Below are 24,006 nucleotides of genomic sequence, written 5' to 3' on the forward strand. Positions count from 1 at the left end.
GAGTAGTAGTTTTTTCCTTATGAATATGATAAGGTCCCTTTTTCGCGAGAGACAGGGATCCTGACCAGGAGCATTGCCAGGATGGCATAAAAGGCTGAAAGAAGATCGCTTTGAGAAGGGGATGGCACTTATCATTGGCCTTGCTAAAAACGCTGGGTTCCTCTTCTTGCAACTTGCATCGGGGAAGTTGCAACGATGCCCTCTTCGGGCGAACAGCCGTTCGCCCCTACAAGAAGAATATGATTCTGAATATGATCACACATCAGGAAGATCGGTAAGCGGCTCTTCGCTTTGTTCCTGGCGCGTAAGCGCCAGCATCACTTCCCGATGCAGTCGGCCTCACTTCCCCGGATGATCCTACGGGCATCACTTCCTCGCGCCAGCGAGCCTCACTTCTGCTCTTGCGATACCCTAGACCCAAAACCCGAGACCCGCTGCAGATTTTCCTCTTCTCTCCCTTTCTCTCTCCCCATTTCTCTCCCTCTCTCTTTTTTTCTCTCTCTTTCGAAGGACGGTTCTTTCCGCTCCGCAACGAAGATCCACATTACTGGAATGTAAATAATGGAGTCCGTCCCCAAAGGGCCGAAAGGGCAACTCGCGGGCGATTCGAACTCTCAAAACTGCTATTTCTCGTGGTCTTCAGAGCATACTTTTTGGCAGAATAGAATGAACAATATAGAGTGGCTTAAAACGCTTTCAATGACTCTCTATGAGTATAGTCGGAATAGAGGTTTGTTTGTCTTGAATGTACAATACTAAACACGGACTGCAATCTTGGAGGTGCATAATGCAGGAATTGCTGATGAAGTACAGTGGGAAAATCGATTTCATCGATTTGAAGGTTGTGGACATTAACGGAAGACTTCGGCATGTAATGCTTCCGGGAGACCGCCTTGACGATAGCCTCTTTTCAGAGGGAGTCGGCTTCGACGCTTCGAACTTCGGTTATGCCGCAGTGGAAGACAGCGATATGATAATGGTCCCCGATCCCGATACCGCTTTCATCGATCCCTTTTACGAAGCCAGCACATTATCGTTTCTCTGTGATTTGATCAAGACAAGCGATGGGAAGCCCTTTATGCAGTATCCCAGGAATGTTCTCAAGAGCGCCGTTGGCAAACTGGAATCGATAGGCGCGGCCGAAGCTATCTTCGGACCAGAACTGGAATTTCACATCTTTGAAGGGGTTTCATACGACGTTGCCACCAATGGCGCCGGATATAGAGTCGAAGTTTCTGAAGGTTACTGGAATAGCGGGATTCTTTCAAATGAGACGAGAGTCGATCAAAAGGCCGGTTACCACCGATGCCCCCCGGCCGACTCAATGGCGGAGTTCCGCAACGAGGTTGTCTTGACTCTTCATAAGCTGGGTGTTCCGGTAAAGTACCACCACCACGAAGTCAGCTCAGCACAGCACGAGATAGAGTTGCTGTTCCAGAAAGCAGTAAGCAGCGCAGATTCTATCGTGATTTCAAAGTATGTTTTGCAGAATCTAGCATATCGTCACGGACTTACCGTTACGTTTATGCCCAAACCTCTCTTTGCAGAGGCCGGTAACGGCATGCACGTACATCAGTTTCTCAGAGATAGTTCGGAAAGGAATCTGTTCAGCGGAGATGAATACTTTGGACTAAGTTCTATGGCTCTTTCCTACACGGCCGGGATACTGTTTCATTCTCTGTCTGGTTCACTTCTGGCTTTCGGAAACCCTTCCACGAATTCTTACAGGCGACTCGTTCCCGGTTTTGAAGCACCAATCTGTGCGGTCTTCGCTAGGGGCAACAGGAGTGCAGCTGTGAGGATACCCGGATACGTCAAGGATCCCGCCAAGGCAAGAATCGAATACAGAACTATTGATGCCAGCTGCAACCCCTATTATGGAATGGCCGCTATGCTCTGCGCCGGCATAGACGGCGTGAAACAGAAGATGAATCCCTCCGAAATGGGCTTTGGTCCGATCGAATCGAATATCTACAATCTGTCCGAGGAGGAAAGGAAGAGCATAAGATTCTTCCCGTCTGATTTGAAGGCGGCGATTAACGGGCTAGTTGAAGACAACATTTATCTTGAAGATACTTTCCCGGGGGATCTGATCAGCAGATGGACGGTTCTGAAGGAGAAGGAGATCAAATACGTTAACAGTGTTCCCTCGCCAGCCGAGTTCAAGCTTTACTACGACCTTTAGGAGTGTAAAGCGAGCCACTGTAAGAGCGCCTCTTTTTCTTTCTTAATCAAATCGAGGGCCTTCAGGAAGTTTCGGGAAACTTCATCGGGTTCAAGAGCTTCGCCATCGACAAGGGAGTTAAGCCTTATCATTATGGGTTCACTTAGATAGATTGAAAGTGGTCTAAGTATATCTGCGATTTCCAGGTTCTTATCGAGCACGTCTTTTCTGACGTTACAGCCAGATTATAGAAGGAAAAGAAATTCTTTGCAAAACATAGAGTCTGGCCCTATTATCAAAGGCAAGCCACGAACAATTGCACTCCAAACAGAACAAGTTCCGCATCTAAGTAGATTCCCCAGAAGAAGAAACGAAAGAAAACCAACAACGGAATCCTACCACTTGAAGTCTCTTTAATAGCAATCGCCGCGAAAAGTACTGTAATGTCAAGAACGGAGACACTATAGGGAAAAAAGCTTCCGGCACTGGTACAAAGAGCAAAGTTACTGGAATGTAAATAATAGAGTCTGTCCCGAAGATGTTGTCTGTCCCGAAGATGCGAAGATGCGTAATAGACTCTGTCCCGAAGATGTGAATCTTCCAGATGCGAAACGCCCCAAGTTGAATTTCCAGAACCATCACCTGATGTTATGGGGAAAAACCTTCCATTTTCCTGTTCTTAATTTGCTCGCTATAAGATTCCCTGTTTTTATTCTCTTCTTCACAGCGGTTTCAGAGATTCCTAATACTTCTGCTACCTGGCTGACGTCGAGTAGTTTAGAACTGTCGCTTGCGATAATAATACATCTATCCATGGCATCCAAGAGTGCTGAATAGATAAGATCTTCCAGCGCTGAGAAGTCACCGGTCTCAATTAATGCTACCTTTTCTTCAAAGGACTCGTCCGCATTCGTACTGAACATCTTCTCTATCCCAGAATCTGCCATCTCAATAGCCTCATAGTATTTCATTCTATCTTGTTCGTTCAACCCCTTAATCGAGATATTGCAGTACCCGTTCACGATCAGTATGAAATTCACCAGAAGTCTGCCAACTCTCCCATTTCCATCACAGAAAGGATGAATTGACTCGAATAGAGTGTGAATTCTGGCTACGGCACCATAGATCGGGAATTTCTCCAGAGCATAATCGATATACTGGACAAACATGTCTATCCACAATCTCGGGTCAAAAGGAGGAGTTGTTCTTGCATTCAGGATTTCAACACCGCTCGTACGGAACTCACCCGTAGGATAAGGCGACTTCACGTTTCTAAACATCTGGCTATGGAGTGTTCTGATTACGTGAATGTAATGAGGCTTCACGTAATCATTTCTGTATTGTAGAGCTAGATCGTAGACAAACTGAGCTGCCCTGAAGTAGTTTATAATTTCACTCTGCACGCTGCTTGAGGAAGCATTTCTTTCTATAACCGCATCAAGGTCTTCTTCAGAACTGAATATGCCTTCTATCGCGACTGAGTGCCTCGTCTCCTCTCCGAGCATATAAAGCCACTCTTTGTTTGAAATATCGATCTGTTTCAGATCCAGAAGTTTCTTTCTTTCATCAAGGTATTTGATCCTCATATGGCCTCCACAGGTTGCGGACAAATTAGCAATAAACCTTATAACACCTTATTATACAATAACAAAAGTAGGTTGCGTTTTCTGGAAAAAGGCACACTCGCAACCATATTAAACCATATGTCGTATGTACGTAACAATGTGTGAATCTAACCCAGAAGCCGAATCTTCTAAGACACTAAACAAAAATTTCGACAGCGGTTGCTTAAAAATGAAGTCTGATCCTATTCTGACCAACACAACTAAATAGCAGAATAGGACAGATTCAATCCATTAGACCCGCTGTACGCTTAAAAACGAAGACCCGCTGAGCGCTGTAAGCGAAAAATAGGGACTGACCGTTCCTATGGTCCCCATTTTTCGCGTAAAAGGCAGAGATTCCAACCAGGACCTCTTTCGGGCGAACGGCCGTTCGCCCCTACAAGAGAACTGCACTATCATCTGAAATTGTCATCGCGTAAAGCCTGCCCTGAAGCCTCAGTTTGTCATCCCGTGATGCTTTTGCACGGGATCTCGTCCTTCAAAACTCGGTTCTAATAACCCGCTCCTAGTTACCCGTATTTCCTTACCCGCTCTTCTAACCCGATCCTTCGTTTTCCACAGCGTGCAGCCTTCAACGTTCTTACCAAGCGGCTCTTTCCCCGCGAAGCGGAACTGGCCTCACTGAAGACGAGACTGACCTCCGAAGGTGACTGGCATGCGTCAGCAGAGAGGCACTGAAGATCTTCCAAATATAATATGCTCTTATCGGAGGACAGTGGACCGTTGACGGTTGACCTGAGAGGCTTCCTCGCACCAGCGAGCCTCACTTCCCCGGATGTTTCTCCGGGCATCACTTCCTGCGCAGCAGCCTCACTTCTTGAATTAACCCTCGCCGTTTCGGTGTTTCACGGACCTGCAAGCAAGAGTATGCAAATTCTTGAGCAAATGCTCAGTGACACTCACGTGTGTTAATTCGTCATAGTGATTGATATAATTTATGTTGAGTAAGAGGAGGTATTTTGTTGAAAGAACATCGTGCCATTTTTGAAATCGTTGACCTGAATTCGTGGAGGGAATTAGGGGTGGCCGCGCCCGGAAGGAATGAGAAGTACTGGTTTGTCAATCATTTTGGCGAGGAGTGGCTCTTTAAGATACCGAAAGTGGGAACAACAGAACATGTATCTGAGAAACTGGCTTATGAAATTGCTAAGCTTGTTGGAATTGAAGCTGCGGAGACTGAGTTTGCAGCATATAAGGGGAGACTCGGTACAGTTAGTAAGAACTTCGTAGAAGTCGATAAGGGAGAGAACCTGATAGAGATGTTGGATCTGATTCAAAAGATGCAACCAGGATATGATCCCGAATTAATGAAAGATACGTTGACAGGTAGAGAGTATTCTCTGGAGCTTGTAATAGACGTAATCCGGGCAACAAGGGAAGCACTTACAACCAACGTTATGCAGTATTTAATTTTTGATGCTTTGATAGGCAACAGCGATAGACACCATGGGAACTGGGGAATAATATATAGTGGTCTCGGAGAAACGAGAATGGCACCTTCATATGATCACAGTGCATCGCTTGGTTCGAAGATAAGGGAAGAGGACATTGAGAATATTCTGAAGGACAGGAGACGCTTCATGGCAAATGTTGAAACGAAGGCAAAGTCACTATTGGTATTCTCTGGAAAAAGAAAAGTCACACACAAAGAATTGCTCACTCACATAAGAGACAATTTTGCTGACAGTGAGTTAGTTAGTACAATACTTGGCATGGCAAGCAAGATTAACAGAACCAACGTGAATGATATAATAGATCAAGTGCCCTGCGAGATGCTCAGCAGAAAATCGAAATACTTCTTGCTGGAACTGATTATCGCAAAAAGGCAATTGTTAGAGGAAGTGTTTGGATGAGAAAAGCAGTACTTTATTATAGAGCAAAACCAGACAGGAAGATTCCCATTGGATTCTTGGTTTTTGATGGGAAACATTATTCATTCGAATATGATGAGACTGCTCTGAAGAACTCAGAGACTTCAAGCTTGATCGACATCCTACCGTTTAGTAGGCAGACTGTCACATATAGCAACAAGCTTTTTCCTTTCTTTTCGAGACGTTTACCAGATAAGAAGAGAAGGGACTACCATACCATTCTTGATAGATTTGGGATCAGGAACAATGCTGAGCTTGAGCTTCTATTTGTTAACAACGGCAGATTACCGACCGATAACTTCGAGATTACCGAGATCAGATAGTCTTCAAAAGAACCTTCTGTTCTGACAATGTGCTGTTCGCTTAACCAAAATTCTCGACGCGCATCATCGGAACGAAAGATCCGCGCTAAGCTTAAGAATCACGAACCGCTGATCTTTTGGAAACAACCTTGTCCGTCAACGGTCCTCCGTCCTCCGAATAAGCCCATAAAATCGTCTTAACTTGTCTCAGCATCCTTCTCTTCAACAAACGGTTCTGATAACCCGCTCAAAAAGATCCGCTCTACGCTTAAGAACAAAGACCCGCTGTTCGCTGCAAAGAGCCGAAAAAAGGCATTACGAGAGTTCGCTGCGCTCACGAGAAGACGAGAGCGACCGTCTCGCCCTGTTTCCTTATCTCGTGGGACTTCTCTCTTTTCTTTTGGCCTCCTGGTGCGAAAGCGCCAGCATCACTTCCCTGGATGCTCCTCCGGGCATCACTTCCCCGGATGCTCCTCCGGGCATCACTTCCTACCGAAGCCAGCCGTGCGTCCGCCGATGTTCCTCAGTGCATTGCGTCCCGGCACGCCTTTGCCGGCAATGCGTCCAATGTTCTATAAGACATCACTTCAGCTCTTGCGATACCCTAGACCCAAAACCTGAGACCCGCTGTTGATTTTCCTTTTTTCTCCCTTTCTCTCTCTTTCTCTCCCTCTCTCTTTTTTCTTTCTCTTTCGAAGGATGGTTCTTTCCCCTCCGCACCGAAGAACGACATTACTCCAATGGAATAATAGAGTTTGTCTCTATTTTTGTCCTTTCTAAATTTTTTATGAGAGTCTGACTTCAAATGCTTGCGGTGCTATAATTCAGGCAAAGGGGAGGTGAATTATGATAAGAATAGCTCAGGCAGTAGCTACTGAGGGACTGAAGTTAAGACTCACCTTTGAAAATGGAGTATCTGGAACTGTGGATTTTTCTGAACTGGCCAAATCTACTCTTTTTGCTCCTCTCACGAATGATGAGTTTTTTAAAAGCGTTAGTATTATCAGGGACGGCAGAGCTTTAGCATGGGGAGAAGAGCTTGAGATCTGCGCCGATTCTCTTTTTCTGAGAATAACGGGAAAGAAGCCAGAAGATATCTTCCCTAAAGCAAAGGCCGCGTTGTGAATGCCTGAAATAAGTCGATTCTATGGAATAATAATCTACATGTACTACGAAGATCATCTTCCTTCACACTTTCATGCTCACTATGGTGAACATGAAGCTATCATAGAAATAGAGTCATTGGCAGTAATCGCAGGTTCCCTACCTCACAGAGCCCTGGGACTGGTAATTGAATGGGCTTCAATGCACCAGAAAGATCTTTCTGCAGCATGGGAAGATGCAAAGGCGCTGCAACCTTTGAGAAAGATAGCACCGCTGAAATAGAGACTCCGTCGCTCTTTCCAGACTACATATTTTATGAATCACTCATACCTTTCTGGGCTTCACTATGCGTGACTACTGACGCTCTTCAGAACTACGGATGGCTTCGGCGAAAATAGGAACTGACCGGTTTCTATGGTCCCATTTTTCGTGCCTCTTCGGTCATCCCGTAGAGCCTGCCCTGAAAAGATTCTGTTCAGGGGACCTGCACGGGATCTCATACCCATGAACCGCTATGCGCTGACAAGATCAAAACCGGATCCCGAAACAAGTTCGGGATGACATGGAGAGGGACTTTCAAAAAGCCATGAAGGGTATGACAGCGTTTGCTGATTCTGAAAACACCATAATTTGTCATTCTGAACTTGATTCAGAATCTCGTTCTAAGACCCGCAGTGCGCTGACAAGATCAACACCGGATCCCGAAACGAGTTCGGGATGACTTGGAGAGGGACTTCCAAGAAGTCACGACGGGTTTGACAGCGTTTGCTAATTCTGAAAACACGATAATTTGTCATGCTGAACTTGTTTCAGCATCCCGTTCTAAGAACCGCTATGCGCTAAAAAACGAAAACCCGCTCATCGCTGTAAGCGAAAATAGGGACTGACCGGGTCCTAGGGTCTGTCCCTTTTTCGCGAAAGGCAGGGATCCTGACCAGGAACATTGTCAGGATGACGAGAGGCGGTATCATCCCGTGATTCCCCCATGCTGTTATCCCGTAATGCTCCTGTACGGGATCTCCCATCAAAGACCCGCTTTTCGCTGATCGCTGCTCGCTGAACGCTTACAAGAGCCGAGAAAGCGTATGTTCGAGAGTTCGCCTCGCTCACGAGAAAGCGAGAGCGAAAATGGGGACTGACGATTCTCCTCGTGTCTGTCCCGTTTTTCGCGAGGGACACGGATCCTGACCAGGAGCATTGTCAGGACGACGTTTAGGGGTGTCATCCCCTAATGCCCCCCTGCTGTCATCCCGTAATGCTCCTGTACGGGATCTCATGTCTTCAGTTTCTCTCTTTCTGTCTTTTCTCTCCCTTTCTCTCTCTTCCTCTCTTCTTTTCTCTCCTTTTCTCTCTTTCGTGAAAAATGAAGCCCGTAAAGGCGCGCATACCTCTGGCGTCTTACTTCTTTTTTATTTAGCAAGGTTATTGAATCATATATTTGTGGCAAAAAAGCGGACCCGGTTATCGCGGGTCCACCACAGAAGATCGACTAGAAATCAGAAAATAAGGGCAGTCTTGATCACGAGTTCTTCACGATGCCGTACAGCGCTGCGTAAAGTCCGCTCATAAGCTGAATCTGCACCAGTTTCTTTATCGGTATAACGACATAGTCGAGTTCCCCTTCGAGGCTATCGCTCATTTCTTTCATCTGTTTGTACACTTTTTCCGCGGCCTCTTTGAATTCTGACTCGCCAGTCTTGTCGAAGTTGAGGAGCAGGATCCTTCTCAGCATACCCCACATAAGCATCTTGTAAGTCTTGGAGACAGGTCCGTTGTCGAAGGCTTCGGCGACCGTTGCCCTAGCGTCTAGCTCCTTGGCCGTCTTTGCCCAGTTTTCCTGTACGGGCAGATGTTTGTCAGCCGACTCGATAAAGTGATCGAGGGCCGTTTTCAGCGGAGATTCTATAACTATCCTCTCCCTCAGTGGGAAGTATATGTCTTTGATCTTCTGATAGTTGGATTTCATATTCTCCAGGTTTGCCAGAACGAGGTCGCGCCGTACGAACTCTGTCGGAGACAGGTCTTCTATCTTCGGATTGTAGTAGTAGGGGACTTCGCAGACCAGTTCGAAGACCTTCTCGTTGAAGAGCCTCCCGTAATCGTAACTGCAAGTCCCGGACTTACCAATGATCTCGGCCGGGTCTTTATCGGAGTTGGCGGCGTAGAATTCATAGGTGTCAACGGTCGTCGGCATCTTGTAGACGGCGTCGGCGAATTTGACCGCGTAGGGCATCTCCGGTTCCCCGAGGGCCGCGGGGATGTTCAGATCCGTGTAGGCCTTTTCGAATATCGGGTAGAGAATTGGGGCGTCTTCCGAGATGTAGTTATAAACCCCTCCGAAACCGGCATTATGCAAACTGTAAATGAAGATCGGTTTTTCTTCCTCAATGATCTTCATAAGCGCCTTCGTTTCAGGGATCGGGTCGTTGTTGTCGAGCGTCTTGTATTTTATGGGGAAGGTCCACTCTACCTGCTGGTAACCAGCCGGCCTGTAAAAGTTCAGCGCGTAATTGAGGGGCGTGTACGGTCCCTTGAACCAGCCCTCGTTCAGCTTTGCACCGTCGTTGTCGGCGGCCTTGACTATGTACCAGCTGACATCCCCGAACTTATTCCTGAAAGCCTCGTTCTCGGCCAGCTGCCAGGAGAGATAATCCAGCATCATACTGCCTATCGGTTCGTTAGGGTGTGGAAAGCCATACATAAGTATCGCCTTCGAGCCCTTCCCGATCTTCAAACAGTAGATTGGATCGCCGGCCATCGAGTTACCGATCTGATAGAAACTTGCGATATCTGGGTACTTCTCGGCCAGTTCCCTGCTCGATTCGTTCAGTTCATCAACCGTCTTGAAAAAACTGTACTCCGGTACATTCTTGATTACTTCCTTAATAGTGTCCATAATGACCTCCATTCACACGAAATGACATGCGACCAGTCTATCCTTACCAACATACCTCAGTTCAGGCTCTCTTTCGGTACACTCCCTCCTGGCCATGGGGCATCTGGAGGCGAACCGGCAGCCCGGGGGCGGGTTGATCGGAGTCACAACCTCTCCGGTAATGGTGTATCTCATCTTCTCTTCCTTGCTTATAGTGGGCGAGTAGGAAACGAGCGCCTTCGAGTAGGGGTGGAGCGGGTTTTTGAGGATATCTTCGCTCGAACCTATCTCCATGATCTTTCCGGCGTACAGGACCATGATCCTCTGAGAGATGTAAGTCGCAACGGAGATATCATGCGTAATGAAAAGCATCGAAGATTTCAATTCTTCTTGAATCGTTAGAAGCAAATTCAAAACGCCAGCCCTGACGGAAACATCGAGCATCGAGACGCACTCGTCGGCGACTATGAACTTCGGATTGAGGAGCATCGACCGTATTATGGATATCCTCTGCAGCTGGCCCCCGCTTAACTCGTGCGGGTACCTGGTGAGGAGACTCTCGGCAGGTGTCAATTTGGCGTGGTTCATAGTCTCAATTATCCTCTCCAGCCTCTTTTTACCATCGCGTTCGATGCCGTTTATCTTCATGGGCAGGTCCATGCTCTTGTATATTATCACCCGCGGATCGAAGGAGTCGTAGGGGTTCTGAAATATCATCTGCATCTTTCTTCTGAAGTTCCGGTCTCTCTTGTAATCTTTGCCGGAAATCGTCTCGCCCATGAACTCGATCGTTCCGCTCTGCTCGTGTTCCAGTCTGTTAATCACGCGCCCAAGCGTCGTCTTTCCACAGCCACTCTCACCCAGGACGCCGAATATCTCGCCGTCCTTTATCGAAAAATTGAGACCGTCGACGGCCTTCACATACTGTTTCTTCCCGAACTTTCTAACGGGGAAGTACTTGACCAGGTCCTTAACTTGCAGAATGTCTTTATCCATTCAACTCACCGGCCCTAAAACACTTCACTTTCCTGTCGTTTAAATCCCTCAACTCTGGCTTCTCTTCTCTGCAGCGATCCAACCTGTAGGTGCACCTGTCGTAGAAGATACACCCCTCCGGCGGGTTCGAAAGATCGGGGAGCGTACCGGGAATACCTCTGAGTCCGCCGTGCGGGTTTAGATCCGGATGGGACTCTACAAGCGCCCTGGTGTAGGGGTTGAGGGGCCGGAAGATGACATCCTTCACGTCGCCATATTCAAGGAGCTCGCCGGCATAGACGATCGCTATCTTCGTGCAGAGCTCGTTTACAACTCCTATATCGTGAGTGATCATCATGACCGTCAGGCCAAACTCTTTTACCAATCTCTTGATTTCATCCAGAAGCTGACCCTGGGTTATGACGTCCAGCGCAGTGGTCACCTCGTCCAGTATCACTAATTTCGGGTTGAATATAAGGCCCAGAGATATCATAACCCTCTGCATCATTCCCCCGCTAAGTTCGTGCGGGTACATATTGAGCGTCTTGCGGGGCAGATTGACGACCGACAGCAGCCCTTCTAGCTTCTTGATCGCATCTTCTTTTCTCGTCTCGGGTTCATGGGCGAGAATGGCGTCGTACATCTGGTCGAAAATCTTGTGCACCGGGCTGAGGGCGCTCATGGCTTTCTGGAAGACGATGGACATCTCCACCCAGCGCAACTGCCTGAACTCGTTATCGGACATGTTCAGGATATCCCTGCCGTTAAAAGTGATCGTTGACGCCTCCATGTAACCATTCCCGGGGAGAATGCGCATCAGACCGTGCGCGAGCGTGCTCTTCCCAGATCCCGATTCGCCTATCACCCCAAGTATGTCACCCTCGTTTATATCCAGTGTGAAGTCGCGCACGGCCCTCACCAGTCTGTTCTTCAATCTGTAATTTATATTCACGTTCTCCATCCGAAGCAAAGGCATATCATTCACCCTTCCTATTTTTGGGATTGAACGTGAACTGGAGGCCGTCGCCTATAAAAGAGAAGGCAAGCACGGCCAGAACGACGAAGATCCCCGGGATGATAACCATCCAGGGCGCAAAAGTCATGTAAGGTCTTCCCTGAAAGATCAGTTTTCCCCAGCTTGTGAGGTTTGGATCTCCCAGACCGAGAAAGCTCAACGAGGCCTCGGTAAGTATGGCTCCCCCCATCTGGAGCGCCGAGTTGGCTATCACCGGAAAAATGCCGTTCGGTATAACGTGACCGAACAGTATTCTGATCCTTGATTCGCCGGTCGATCTGGCCACCATGATGAAGGTCCTCTCCCTTATCGACAGCGCCTGAGCTCTCATGAGCCTGGCGTTTCCCGGCCAGGTGGTCAGTCCTATCACGAACATTATGTAGAGTATGTTGCTTCCGAAGATCGAGACGATTATCAGGATCAAAAAGAAGGACGGAATCATCAGGAAGGTATCTACTATCTTGCTCACTACATCGTCGGTAATTCCTCCGTAAAAGCCCGAGAAAGAGCCGATCAAAACGCCGATTATGGCCGAAAGGCCAGCCGCCACGAAGCCCACCGAAAGCGAGATCCTCGTCCCAAACACGACGCGGCTGTAAATATCCCTTCCCAGGTGATCGGTTCCGAAGAGATGTTCGGCCGACGGCGGTTTAAGAACGTCGTCGGTCATCTCGTCGGGGGTGTAAGGTGTGATCACAGGGGCAAAGAATGCCATGAAGATAAAGAGAAGCAGCAGCGAGAACCCTATTATCCCCTTACCGCTGGAAAAGTAACTCCTTGCGTATTTAAGTAATTTATTTTCTCTTCTGCTCAACGAGATCTGATTTTCGACCACCATAACAAAGCCCCTCTACTGATACCTTATTCTGGGATCTACAAACGCGTAAACCACATCGGTGAGAAGGATGGCAACGCAGATACAAATGGCCATCACTAAGTAGATACCGAGCAACAGATTGTAGTCCCTTCTGAAGACTGCATCCAGCATCAATCTGCCCATCCCAGGCCACGCAAAGACGATCTCCACGAGGGCCGCACCGGCTATTGAATAGCCGAGGGTCAAGCCGAAGATCGTGATTCCCGGAAGAATGGCGTTCTTGAGAACGTACTTTCTGAATATCTTCTTCCGCGAAAGGCCAATAGCGGTAAACGTCGTAATGTACTCGTCCTGATTGACCTGGTCTATCGAGGATCTTGTCACCCTGAAGAAAACGGGAATCTGGATCAAGACAAGGGTCAGGCAGGGAAGAAAAAGGTGGTGCAGGACGTCCCATAGCTTGGCCCAGCCTTCGTAACTGGCCCTGACGTCGAACATCCCCGAAGTCGGAAACACCTTGAAGGTCGATGAAAAGAGGAGTATCAAAACGAGCGCCAGCCAGAAGGAAGGCATGGCGTAGAACACGTAGGAAAAAACGGAGAAGATCGAGTCCAGTATCCTGGTCTTTCTTCGACCTGCAAGAACCGCGAGCAGCGTTCCGAGAGCGAAGGCTATCACCGCCGCCGAAACCGTGAGCAGTATGGTGGCTCCTATCCTTTCCGCTATCAGCCCGTTGACGCTGGTACCGTATATGAAAGAATAACCGAGGTCGCCCTGGAAAATATTCTTGTAGTACAGACCCAGCTGGACCACGAGCGGCTTGTCTAGACCGTACTGCTTCTCGAGAGCCTTCACCACTTCTACTGAGGGCTGTTCGAGACCGGAGATGAGCTGCGCGGGGTTACCGGGCGCCAGGTGGATTATGAAGAAATTTAAAGCCACGATCAGGAGAACCATGGGAACAATGCTAAGAGTTCTCCTTATGATATATCTTGCAAAGGAAGACAAAGTACCACCTCCAGAAAAAACAGGCGGGGCGATCCCTCCGGACCGCGGAAGACCGCCCCTGAAAGTTCAGCCTGCTAGAAATTGAGCTTGGTCAATGCGTAACTTCCGGTACCTATCTTTCCCGGATTGTGTATATCCAGTCCTTCGACGTAAGTCTTGAAAATGTAGACGTAAGAGACCTCGGCCAACGGAACGAAAGGAACATCGGCCGCCAGCTGCGCCTGAACTGCGTAATAGTATGGCTTCCTCAACTCGATATCCGAGATCTTTGCGGCCTCCTTGAGGTTCGAGTCGACGAGTTCGTTAGAATAGCCCATAATATTCAAACCACCGTCTGTGGCGACTCTTAGCGTCAGGTTCTCAGGGTCTGGACCCTGGAATCCATTGAGAAGGGCTATATCGTAGTTGTGTGCGTTCAATACCTTCTCGATCCACGTGGCGATCTCGTACTCACCCAGGTTGACCTTTATGCCGACTTTTTCCAGGTTTTCCTTGATCACGGCAGCCATGTCCGTCCAGTCGGCGCCCTGGAAGTAGAGAAGATCCATCTCAAATCTCCAGCCGTCGCTGCCTCTGGGGTAACCGGCTTCGTCCAGAAGCTGATCGGCTCTGGCCGGGTCGTAAACGGCCGCCTTAACATTCGTATCGATTGCCCAGGGAATGGCCGGCGTGTAGAAGTATTCGCCGATTCCTCCGAAACCGCCGAGAACCTTATCGACGATCGCCTGCTTGTTTATCGCACAGGAGATAGCCTCCCTGACTTTGAGATTGGTCGACGGTCTTGCTGGATCGGTGAGGTTGAAACCAAGATAGTATCTGCTCGGAGAAGGATTGATCACAACGTTGACTTCGGGATTCAACTTGAGGGTCGAAAGCGTGTTGAAACCCGGCCTGTTCTGGTTGATATCGGCTTCTCCGTTAAGGAACGCCTGCAGAGCGGTGTTTGGATCGGGGATGATCTTGAAGATCAGCCTATCTACGTAAGGTCCCTCGCCCCAATACTCCTCGTTCTTGGTGAGAGTCACATGGTCTCCCTTGACCCACTCGACGAACTTGAATGGGCCAGTACCAACGGGTGCCTGGTTGGCCGGATTGTCGTTCCAGTCAGTTCCCTCGTACAGATGGGCCGGCATTATCTGCGTTCCGTACCACGCAAGAAAGGGAATGAACGGAGCGTACGGATCCTGCAACTTGACCACGACGGTGTAATCGTCTAGACATACCACTTCCGTGATCATCGACACGTTGTTGTAAGCGGCACCCTTGTTGTTGACGATAGACTCCAGCGTATACTTGACGTCTCTCGAAGTGAAGAGTTCTCCATCGTGCCACTTGACACCCTTTCTCAGGTGAAACGTGTACTCTTTGCCGTCTTCGGAAACTTCCCAGCTGGTCGCCAGCTGGGGAACCAGATCGTAGTTTACATCCTGCGCAACTAGCTGATCGAAGATGTTTCTGTGAATACCCGCGCCGTAGTCGTCGGTTTTAGCGCATGGATTGAACGAAATAGGATCACCCATGTAGGCGACCACCAGCGTTTGAGACGCGAGCGCAAAAGCCGCGAAGAAAGAGATGGAAAATAGCAGAAGCATAGACAACTTTCTCATAAAGCACCTCCCCTTTGGTAGAAATGATGTGGCAAAAGTCCTAAAGAAAAATCCCAGTTGTGCTAATTGTATTGATGGTATCACAATAATGACCGACCGGATCATGTGTAATTATAAGGTTATGAAATCGTAATTGTAGGTGAGTAATGAAAAGTAAATCCATGAAAGAAGATCATAAACAGCTTTGACAGGAGAATATCGTCCCACAGGCTCGAATCTTACAAATCGGTGTATCATATTGTCATGAGAAGAAGATTAGAAAGACCGCTGAACTGGACACTCGTCCTGCTTTTAGAGATCTCACTCATAAGTCCGTTAATGGCGCTGTATCCGCAGTCTCTGGCCAGCGCGGTTCATACTTTCGACATCATCGGCAGGGGCGCCTATCTCTATCGGAAAGACGGGACCGTGACCGTCATCTGTCATCCGGTCGACGAAGAGTTCTTTTCCTGGATGATGAACACCAACGGTTCGGCTGCCCAGCAGGATCACTCCAGATCTCTCTATAAAGACCGGTTCGTCGTTGCGAACGGAAGTTATCCCGTTTTCGTAATGAACGTCACAAACAACACGGACCGCACGATCATCTTCGGCCCCTCCGACATAACAATAAACGAAATGAAAGTCTCGATTCTCGAACTCAGGAACGAAAGGTTTGAAATCGCCGAAACTATTATTGTTCCCGGCAACTCCGAAACCAAGGTCTTCATATACACCGACGAGACAACGGTAAAAACCCGCTCCGAGCTCGAGAAGCTGATAGTTAATTTCAGGCAATTCTCCTTCGACTTTCGGAACAACCCCGCCTGGGACTTTCTCAAAAACGACGTAGTGATATACCTGAAATACTAAACGGATTCTCTAACTGATGCGCTTGTGAAAACTCCATAGGTCCTCTTTTGACTCGTACTCAGTTGTTCACCAAAGAAATAGACTGTCTTTCCCTGGAAAGACCCGTCCTTCGTCGCCCGTCCAAGCTCATGGACCCGTCCTTGGATAAAATCAAAACCGGATCCCGAAACGAGTTCGGGATGACATGGAGAGGGAGTTTCAAAAAGTCATGACGGGTTTGACAGCGTTTGTTAATTCTGAAAACACGATAATTTGTCATGCTGAACTTGTTTCAGCATCCCGTTCTAAGAACCGCTATGCGCTAAAAAACGAAAACCCGCTCATCGCTGTAAGCGAAAATAGGGACTGACCGGGTCCTAGGGTCTGTCCCTTTTTCGCGCCTCTTCGGTCATCCCGTGATGCTTTTGCACGGGATCTGGTCTCGAAAACACGGCAAAGACCGAGATCCTGACCAGGAACATTGTCAGGATGACATATAGGGGTGTCATCCCGTAATGCCCCCTTGCTGTCATCCCGTAATGCTCCTATACGGGATCTCTTCTCCCACGAAGCGTAACCGGCCTCGCCGAAGGCGAGACTGGCCACCGAAGGTGACTGGCCAGGCGGAGCCTGACTGGCCTGCGTTAGCAGACTGGCTCCCAAATGCCCCTATCGTCTGTCCCATTTTTCGCGGGGATCCTGACCAAAAGCATTGTCAGGATGACATAAAAGGCTGAAAGAAGATGACTTTGAGAAGGGGATGGCACTTATCATTGCCCTTGCTAAAAAGGCTGGGTTCCTCTTCTTGCAACTTGCATCGCGGAACCTGCAACGATGCCCTCTTCGGGCGAACAGCCGTTCGCCCCTACAAGAAGAATATGATTCTGAATATGATTCTAGATCAGGAAGATCGGTAACCGGCTCTTCGCTTTGTTCCTGGCGCGAAAGCGCCAGCATCACTTCCCCGGATGCTCCTCCGGGCCTCACTTCGCGACGAAGTCGGCATCACTTCCTACGCAGCAGCATCACTTCTTCAAAGGTTCTTTACGGGCCTTGCGTCCACTGATGTTCCTCAGTGCATTGCGTCCCGGCACGGCCTTTGCCGGCAATGCGTCCAATGTTCTATAAGGCATCACTGCTGCTCTTGCGATACCCTAGACCCAAAACCCGAGACCCGCTGCTGTTTTTCCTCTTCTCTCTCTTTCTCTCTCCCCTTCTCGCTCTATCCAAGGCCTGGTTCATGTTCCCGGACGAACGATCGAGGACGGTTCTTGTTGCTATTCCGGACTCATGTTTCCGTTTCGTATGGAAACGAATCTATGCTACTATAGTTTCAGTGTGAAACGATGGGAGATGGTCTTATGGATGCGGACGAGCTAGTTCAGTCACTCGAAGAGGTGCAAAAGAGGAAGCAAATGGAGCTCCCGTCGAGACTGAGGCCTTACTTCGACAAAATAGAGATGAAGAACAGGGCAGTCCTTGTCTTCGGGCCAAGAGGGGTTGGAAAAACCACTTTCCTTCTGAGCAGATTTACGGAGAGAAAAGTACTCTACGTCTCGGCCGACAACCCGCTTGTTTCTACTAGCGACCTCTGGACTATAGCAAAGACGGCCTTTGTAAGGGGTTATGAGGGAATAGTTGTAGATGAAGCTCACTACGCAAAAGACTGGAGCATCCATCTTGAGGCCCTCTACGATTCCTATCCAGGAAAGCTTGTAATAGCCAGCGATAGCAGCAGCCTGGTATTAAGACAGGGGATCGCAGATCTTTCAAGAAGATTCTCTAGGGTTCAGATCCCTCTAATGTCTTTGAGAGAATACATATATCTTAGAGACGGAATATTGCTGCCGGAACTAGAACCATTCTCTCCCGAACCTTCGGCAGTTAAAGAGATAATGAACGGTACAAACGTACTCTCTGCTTTTGAAGAGTATCTTGAGCGAGGATTCAGGCCGTCTTACATGGAATGGGACTTTCGAGAGCAACTAGAACACATTATCGAAAAAACACTACATGGAGATGTTCCCTTCTTCGTTCCCCAAATCTCAGATATCCACTTCAGGCTAATGAATGCCGTTGTTGGGTTCTTGGCGATTTCAAAAGTACCAACACTGAACATTGAGAGAATGTGTAGAGACTGGGGTATAGGGAAGAGAAAGCTTTATGAACTTCTTACTGTGATGAACGCAACAGGAGTAATCAGAATAGTGTATAGAGAAAACGATAATCGAACCTTCTCCAAGGGTGAAAAAATATTCTTTGGCGACCCTGCTTTCTACTCAATTGGTACAGGAAATATTGGAACAAGAAGAGAAGCCTTTGTTGCACAATCCTTCGAAGATGCAGGTAGAAGAGTCTTTGCATGTGCGGATGAGCGAAACGGAGATTTCTTTGTGGATGGGAAGATAATTGAAGTGAGAGGAACGAGCAAAAAACCAAAGAAAGCGGAGTTCGTAATAAGAGACGACACTGATCTGCCCCATTCAAACTCGATTCCGATGTGGACACTTGGCTTTCAATACTGACATTAACTCGTAGTTACCCTGCCGACTCTCTCTAAGATCCGCTTTACGCTGGAAAGAGCCGTCCTTCGTCGCCCGTCCAAGATCATGGACCCGTCCTTGGATAAGATTAACACCAAGATCCCGAAACAAGTTCGGGATGACAAGGAGAGGGAGTTTCAAAAAGTCATGACGGGAATGACAGCGTTTGCTGATTCTCAAAGCGTAATAATTTGTCATGAACTTGTTTCAGCATCCCGTTCTACGATCCGCTAATCGCCGAAAGCGAAAATAGGGACTGACCGGGTCCTATGGTCTGTCCCTTTTTCGCGAAAGACCGGGATCCTGACCAAGAGCATTGTCAGGATGACGTTTAGGAGTGTCATCCCGTAATGATCCCATGCTGTCATCCCGTGATGCAACTGCACGGGGTCTCGTTCCTTCTCATCCGTTTCTTCGTTTCTCTTCTCTCACTAAACAAAGGTTACTGGTGCTAACAAGGAGGATTGAAGACAAGATTTTAACGCTCTTCAAACCTCTTACCTCTGCCCTCTTACATCTTCCATCTTGGATAACGTTGGACTGATGACGGATATAACCCCTCTTAATGCTCCTCTATCCCCCCTCTTAGCCAAACTTTCTGATTACGCTTGCAATAACCGGATCAACAAGCCTATATGTCTTGTCCTCTCGAGCAATCTCGACGTCAACATAACTGAGTTCGATCAACCTGCTTAAAATCCTATTGAAGGCCGTGTCCGTGAGGGTCTTGTTTTCTATGATTTCTGTCGCCGTTTTGATCTCTTTCCAACCCTTCGATCCAAAGGCAATGGCCTTCAAAACCGAGATATACCTTGTACTGTTACGCTTCAGATTTGAGAGTTCGTCGTTCACTATGATCTCGGCCTTTTCCAGCGTCAGTTCAATTGATTCTCTATCGACTCTTTTAGCATCGATACACACCCTTCCGAAAAACACCAGCCATCCGACTATTCCGTCAAGTATATCAACTGCATCGCGGAGTGTCTTTGTCGAAGCCTCCATTTCAACCTCATCAAAACCCTTCTCGAGGAACTCTTCACTCTCTTTTCTTGTAAACCGCGAAAGATATAGTCTTTTTATGTATCTTCCATATAGGGGCGAGGAAGAATCATCAAGCCCTATGAAATCTTCGAGAACACCCACTTCAGAACCCGTCAGTATGATTCGCAAGCCTGTGAGATTGTCATAGACATACGAAAACAACTCGTTGAAATCGAGGCCGCCATTTCTTTTGAAGTGCCTTAGAAGTTGGGCCTCATCGAAGACAAGGTACAGGATCTTGTCTTCCTTCAAAGCCCATTTGTCTAGTGCGTTGAATGATTCAACCAGAAACGAGTCGCTTCTCTTGTTATCGAGCTCCAGCTCGACTCCAAACAAGTTAAGCCCTTTAATCCGTTTCATTGCTTCTAGAACGCCACTTTTGATCTTTGCAAGATCGTTGAGCTGTTCCATTAACAATCGATGATAGTTGCTCACAGATGTTCCCCTTACTAAAAGGGACCTGCAGTCTGTGAATATGAAAGCCATATCGCCCTCATTCATAAATACTCTCAGGAGCGAAGTCTTTCCAAGACGCCTCGGCCCCAGTACAAGAGTAAGAGGCACATCGAGATTGCTCAACTCTTCTAACTCTCTGTCTCGCAAAAACAGATCTTTTCTTGAGGTTTTTGGTCTGGGATCGAAATACATGCTATCACCCCTGATAGTTACTATCACTGGTGATAGTATAACCCAACAAAGCGCATCCTGCAATATCAGTATCTATAATGGAAATGGGTTATGTAAGAACGGTTCCTCGTGGTGGGTTTTGCGTTGTAGGAAAGAGACGAGAAAGCCCTTCCGGAGTTCGCTTCGCTCGCGAGAAAGCGAGAGCGAAAATAGGGATTGACGATTCTCCTAGCGTCCCAGATTTTCGAGATCAGCCAATACAACGAATGGAATGTGTTGTGAAGGTTTCCAAAACCTCTTGACATTACTCTTAATGCATCCAAACCCATCGTTCCTGTATACTGTCTTTAGTGTCAGATCAGGCGTTACCTCAGAAAGAGTGCATAAAGGTTAGAGGTCAGAAGATCAAGATCTTTTCGCTCTTCAAACCTCTTACCTCTGCCCACTTACATCCTCTTTTACCAAGAACCTGGACACGGAGTGTCGAAGAACGCTCCTATAGCTTCCCCTTCCTTGGCCTGCCTCTTTGTCTTGCTGTTATTGAAAGACCAAGCTCCTCCTTCAGTTCAGAAGTGTTATTATCTCCAAACAAAGGTCTTCCAGAGAAAGTGTTGCTCCTGATCCTTTTTAGAAAATCATCTTCATCGGGGAAACCGAGAAACTCTCTCCAGCCTTCCGGACTCCAGTTAAGATCGAGATCCTTCAGCGAAGAAAGCTTGATAGTTCTAGAAGATGATTTTGAGGTCTGAGAAGTTAAAGTATCTTTCTCAGACACATTTCCCACTCCATGAATTGAAGAACTCTGGGTAATAGATCGGTCACTAACTGATTCCTGACTTCTGTGCTCAGATTCATTGCCCTCATCTTCACTGGGAATTCCTGGCTCCTCAATAAATCCCACATGTTCTCTCGCGCTCGACCATTCATACTCCCAGGGAAACCGAACCATCTTCGCACGAACGGGATTTCTCTCAACATACCTCAACGCTTCAAGAGCGTGATCATGATGCAGCGGACAGGAGTAGAACCTTCCCTGCCAGAGATGACCCGATCTCCGGTTCTTCTTATTGAAGTAGCTGGAGTACCTCATATTGGCGTACTTGAAAGTCATCGCCAGGAAATCTCTTCTTAAGGGAGCCGCTAAGAAATGAACATGATTGGTCATAAGACAGTAAGCGTAGATCTTTATCTGATACTTTCTAGAATACTCGCTGACAAACTCGATGTACTTCTTCCTGTCGGCAGAATCCTCAAATATGTTCTGCCTGTAATTACCTCTCTGAGTAATGTGATGAACAACACCTTCGAATACAACCCGAGCAGCCCTCGGCATCATCATCACCTCTAACTGCAGAAATGTTAGCAAAAATGGAGACTAACAAGTCTTCTAATATCTATACCCATTTTTGCATCGCGTCAAGCCTCACTTCAGATTATAGCAAAACACATATCGCGAATTCTCTAGCATCTTTCGCTTATTCTTCGTTTCCACGAAATGAAGCCTTATGGACCTGGGGAACATCATACCTCCTCGCACCCCAATATCGCGGCAGAAAGATATCTCTTCTTGTATCGTCTTTATCTTCTTCACTTTCATTGCCATCCTGAAAGAAGAACGAGGTCACGGTAATGTAAATAATGGAGTCCCTAAAAGTACCCTGCTACTCGTGAAAACACAACTTTAGTATCATCACCAAATACTCTATCAAATAAGGATGAATAAAAGTGTTTTTTTGCTTGTTTAGCGAATGTTTGACTATGGTTTACGAATCTTCTTATGACACTCTAGGCACAAGATTTCGCAATTTGAAAGAGTGTCAGTCCCGCCACTGGCAACAGCAGTTCTGTGATGAGCTTCCCAGGCTCCTCTTTCTCCATCTTTACCCCTGTTCTCCCATACAAGGTTTTTGTTACATCTGCCTTTGTGAACATGGCTAGTTCTTTCACATTCACACTTACCATGTGCTCTTTCCCATGCCTGCTTAACAATTTCTTTTGGGAACATAAGATACCTCCTTCACATATTGTGGGTAAAAATGATTTTCAGGAAGGTTTTCTTGATACTAAAAGATATTTGTCATTTCCTGTCCAACTCAGTTCCAATCTTATTTCCTATAAGTCCGAAAATTACTCCACCTATTATGCCAAGAGGAACTGTTGCAACGATTGCTGTTCCACCGGTAGCAATTCCTATACCTGCTCCGACTTTGGCGCCAGCAATGGCACCTCCAACTACACCAACTGAGCTTCCTATTACTTCTGCTTTTCTTTTCATATACCACCTCCACAATGGATTTCCCTTTAAAAATACTCTTCCCTTCGACAGAAGGTAGGAGTCTTTTATCAGAGTCAAATATTAGAGTCAATCAAGCTATTATTCATAGCTTATCCCCACGAAGAATTGCACAACAAAGTCGAAGCGAACTAATAATATCCTGATTTTACCACCCGATTAATTTATATCAAAACTGGAGACCCATTAACAAAGTAAATTTAAATTAGTTCACATTTATCTGGGTATTAGTGATCTTATTCTGCAGTTATTTCATTGCGCAATGCAAGCAAGTATTTCATCCGAACCTCTGACGACACATTTTCGCGTCTATCATGTCTTGAACAAGCAACCGCTCCTCCTACTCCTTCCTCGGTCTTCCTCTAGGCTTCCTGCCAAGTGGAACCCCGAGCTCCTTCTCAAGATCGGCCACAAGTTCCCCGGCAAACAACGGCCTTCCAGAAAACGTGCTTCCCCTGATTCTGCTGAGAAAATCCTCTTCATCGGGGAAACCGAGAAACTCTATCCAGCCTTCCACATTCCAGTTAAGATCCAGATCCTTCAATGAACAAAGCGGAATATTCCTACAAGAAGTAACCGAAGCCTGAGAAGATAAATCATTGCCCTCGCTTTCACCGGAAATGCCTACCTCCTCAATAAATCCCACATGTTCTCTCGCGCTCGACCATTCATACTCCCAGGGAAACCGAACCATCTTCGCACGAACGGGATTTCTCTCAACATACCTCAACGCTTCAAGAGCGTGATCATGATGCAGCGGACAGGAGTAGAATCTTCCCTGCCAGAGATGACCCGATCTCCGGTTCTTCTTGTTGAAGTAGCTGGAGTACCTCATATTGGCGTACTTGAAAGTCATTGCCAGGGAGTCTCTCCTTAGCGGAGCCGCTAAAAAATGAACATGGTTGGTCATTAGACAGTAAGCGTAGATCTTCATCTGATACTTTCTAGAATACTCGCCGACGAACTCAATGTACTTCTTCCTGTCGGCAGAATCCTCAAATATGTTCTGCCTGTAATTACCTCTCTGAGTAATGTGATGAACAACACCTTCGAATACAACCCGAGCAGACCTCGGCATCATCATCACCTCTAACTGCGGAAATGTTAGCAAAAATGGGGACAAGTCTTCTAATGTCTCTAACCATTTTTACATCAAGCTTCACTTCAGATTATAGCAAAACACATTGCCGATTCTCTGTATTCCTCACCTATCCATCGTTTCTCTGACAGTTTAGACCCGGCTTCGTCGTTTTTGTCGGAGGACGGAGAACCGGTGACTGCGGACCTGTTCTAAATGAATGAAGAACG

General features: G+C 47.4%; 20 protein-coding genes. 7 read left to right on the forward strand and 13 right to left on the reverse strand.

Annotation, left to right across the window (positions count from 1 at the left end; translation table 11 throughout):
• Nucleotides 1–787 precede the first annotated feature (787 nt).
• The gene (gene glnA, locus V513_RS02185) at nucleotides 788–2,185 is read left to right on the forward strand and encodes a type I glutamate--ammonia ligase (protein WP_099771507.1); all 1,398 of its coding nucleotides are present in this window, start codon (nucleotides 788–790) and stop codon (nucleotides 2,183–2,185) included.
• On the opposite strand, the gene V513_RS02190 is transcribed toward glnA, so the two are convergent.
• A complete protein-coding gene (locus V513_RS02190) occupies nucleotides 2,182–2,385 on the reverse strand; it encodes a hypothetical protein (protein ID WP_099771508.1) in 204 nt (67 codons plus the stop codon). The two genes, glnA and V513_RS02190, sit on opposite strands and share 4 nt — an antisense overlap.
• A gap of 417 nt (nucleotides 2,386–2,802) precedes the next feature.
• Complete coding sequence (locus V513_RS02195) at nucleotides 2,803–3,750, reverse strand: Fic family protein (protein WP_099771509.1); 948 nt, start codon at nucleotides 3,748–3,750, stop codon at nucleotides 2,803–2,805.
• A 1,001-nt stretch (nucleotides 3,751–4,751) separates the two neighbouring features.
• On the opposite strand from V513_RS02195, the gene V513_RS02205 reads away from it, so the two are divergent.
• The 4 genes from V513_RS02205 to V513_RS02220 all read left to right on the forward strand — a co-directional run bounded on the left by V513_RS02205 (nucleotide 4,752) and on the right by V513_RS02220 (nucleotide 7,348).
• Nucleotides 4,752–5,642, forward strand: coding sequence for a HipA domain-containing protein (locus V513_RS02205; RefSeq protein WP_099771511.1), 891 nt, complete (start codon nucleotides 4,752–4,754; stop codon nucleotides 5,640–5,642).
• A complete protein-coding gene (locus tag V513_RS02210) occupies nucleotides 5,639–5,983 on the forward strand; it encodes a HipA N-terminal domain-containing protein (protein WP_099771512.1) in 345 nt (114 codons plus the stop codon). The genes V513_RS02205 and V513_RS02210 overlap by 4 nt, the downstream gene beginning before the upstream one ends.
• 825 nt (nucleotides 5,984–6,808) lie before the next feature.
• Nucleotides 6,809–7,087, forward strand: coding sequence for a DUF2442 domain-containing protein (locus V513_RS02215; protein WP_099771513.1), 279 nt, complete (start codon nucleotides 6,809–6,811; stop codon nucleotides 7,085–7,087).
• The gene (locus tag V513_RS02220) at nucleotides 7,088–7,348 is read left to right on the forward strand and encodes a DUF4160 domain-containing protein (protein WP_099771514.1); all 261 of its coding nucleotides are present in this window, start codon (nucleotides 7,088–7,090) and stop codon (nucleotides 7,346–7,348) included.
• 1,237 nt (nucleotides 7,349–8,585) lie between these two features.
• On the opposite strand, the gene V513_RS02225 is transcribed toward V513_RS02220, so the two are convergent.
• The 6 genes from V513_RS02225 to V513_RS02250 all read right to left on the reverse strand — a co-directional run bounded on the left by V513_RS02225 (nucleotide 8,586) and on the right by V513_RS02250 (nucleotide 15,363).
• Complete coding sequence (locus tag V513_RS02225) at nucleotides 8,586–9,962, reverse strand: M14 family zinc carboxypeptidase (protein WP_180274798.1); 1,377 nt, start codon at nucleotides 9,960–9,962, stop codon at nucleotides 8,586–8,588.
• Nucleotides 9,963–9,974: 12 nt separating this feature from the next.
• Nucleotides 9,975–10,937 (reverse strand): oligopeptide/dipeptide ABC transporter ATP-binding protein, encoded by a 963-nt coding sequence (locus V513_RS02230; protein WP_099771516.1) that lies wholly within the window; start codon nucleotides 10,935–10,937, stop codon nucleotides 9,975–9,977.
• The gene (locus V513_RS02235) at nucleotides 10,930–11,892 is read right to left on the reverse strand and encodes an ABC transporter ATP-binding protein (RefSeq protein WP_099771517.1); all 963 of its coding nucleotides are present in this window, start codon (nucleotides 11,890–11,892) and stop codon (nucleotides 10,930–10,932) included. The genes V513_RS02230 and V513_RS02235 overlap by 8 nt, the downstream gene beginning before the upstream one ends.
• A gap of 1 nt (nucleotide 11,893) precedes the next feature.
• Nucleotides 11,894–12,769 (reverse strand): ABC transporter permease, encoded by an 876-nt coding sequence (locus tag V513_RS02240; RefSeq protein WP_099771518.1) that lies wholly within the window; start codon nucleotides 12,767–12,769, stop codon nucleotides 11,894–11,896.
• A 12-nt stretch (nucleotides 12,770–12,781) separates the two neighbouring features.
• A complete protein-coding gene (locus V513_RS02245) occupies nucleotides 12,782–13,756 on the reverse strand; it encodes an ABC transporter permease (protein WP_218962681.1) in 975 nt (324 codons plus the stop codon).
• 74 nt (nucleotides 13,757–13,830) lie between these two features.
• Nucleotides 13,831–15,363, reverse strand: a complete 1,533-nt coding sequence (locus V513_RS02250) for an ABC transporter substrate-binding protein (RefSeq protein WP_180274799.1) — start codon at nucleotides 15,361–15,363, stop codon at nucleotides 13,831–13,833.
• A 243-nt stretch (nucleotides 15,364–15,606) separates the two neighbouring features.
• On the opposite strand from V513_RS02250, the gene V513_RS02255 reads away from it, so the two are divergent.
• Both V513_RS02255 and V513_RS02265 read left to right on the forward strand, forming a co-directional pair.
• The gene (locus V513_RS02255; RefSeq protein ID WP_143752411.1) at nucleotides 15,607–16,215 is read left to right on the forward strand and encodes a hypothetical protein; all 609 of its coding nucleotides are present in this window, start codon (nucleotides 15,607–15,609) and stop codon (nucleotides 16,213–16,215) included.
• Nucleotides 16,216–17,555: 1,340 nt separating this feature from the next.
• Complete coding sequence (locus V513_RS02265; protein ID WP_099771522.1) at nucleotides 17,556–18,719, forward strand: ATP-binding protein; 1,164 nt, start codon at nucleotides 17,556–17,558, stop codon at nucleotides 18,717–18,719.
• 603 nt (nucleotides 18,720–19,322) lie between these two features.
• Here V513_RS02265 and V513_RS02270 read toward each other — a convergent pair.
• The 5 genes from V513_RS02270 to V513_RS02290 form a co-directional block, all read right to left on the reverse strand.
• On the reverse strand, nucleotides 19,323–20,426 hold the full coding sequence (locus V513_RS02270; RefSeq protein ID WP_099771523.1) for an AAA family ATPase: 1,104 nt from the start codon (nucleotides 20,424–20,426) through the stop codon (nucleotides 19,323–19,325).
• Between the two features lie 475 nt (nucleotides 20,427–20,901).
• Nucleotides 20,902–21,738 (reverse strand): transposase, encoded by an 837-nt coding sequence (locus V513_RS14085; protein ID WP_257211892.1) that lies wholly within the window; start codon nucleotides 21,736–21,738, stop codon nucleotides 20,902–20,904.
• Between the two features lie 423 nt (nucleotides 21,739–22,161).
• The gene (locus V513_RS02280) at nucleotides 22,162–22,410 is read right to left on the reverse strand and encodes an HNH endonuclease (RefSeq protein ID WP_099771524.1); all 249 of its coding nucleotides are present in this window, start codon (nucleotides 22,408–22,410) and stop codon (nucleotides 22,162–22,164) included.
• A 72-nt stretch (nucleotides 22,411–22,482) separates the two neighbouring features.
• Nucleotides 22,483–22,680, reverse strand: a complete 198-nt coding sequence (locus V513_RS02285; protein ID WP_099771525.1) for a hypothetical protein — start codon at nucleotides 22,678–22,680, stop codon at nucleotides 22,483–22,485.
• A 358-nt stretch (nucleotides 22,681–23,038) separates the two neighbouring features.
• Nucleotides 23,039–23,776 carry a transposase gene (locus tag V513_RS02290; RefSeq protein ID WP_099771526.1) on the reverse strand — a complete coding sequence of 246 codons (738 nt, stop codon included), beginning with the start codon at nucleotides 23,774–23,776 and terminating at the stop codon, nucleotides 23,039–23,041.
• Nucleotides 23,777–24,006 lie beyond the last annotated feature (230 nt).

This window comes from Mesotoga sp. H07.pep.5.3 (assembly GCF_002752615.1).
Lineage (GTDB): Bacteria > Thermotogota > Thermotogae > Petrotogales > Kosmotogaceae > Mesotoga > Mesotoga prima.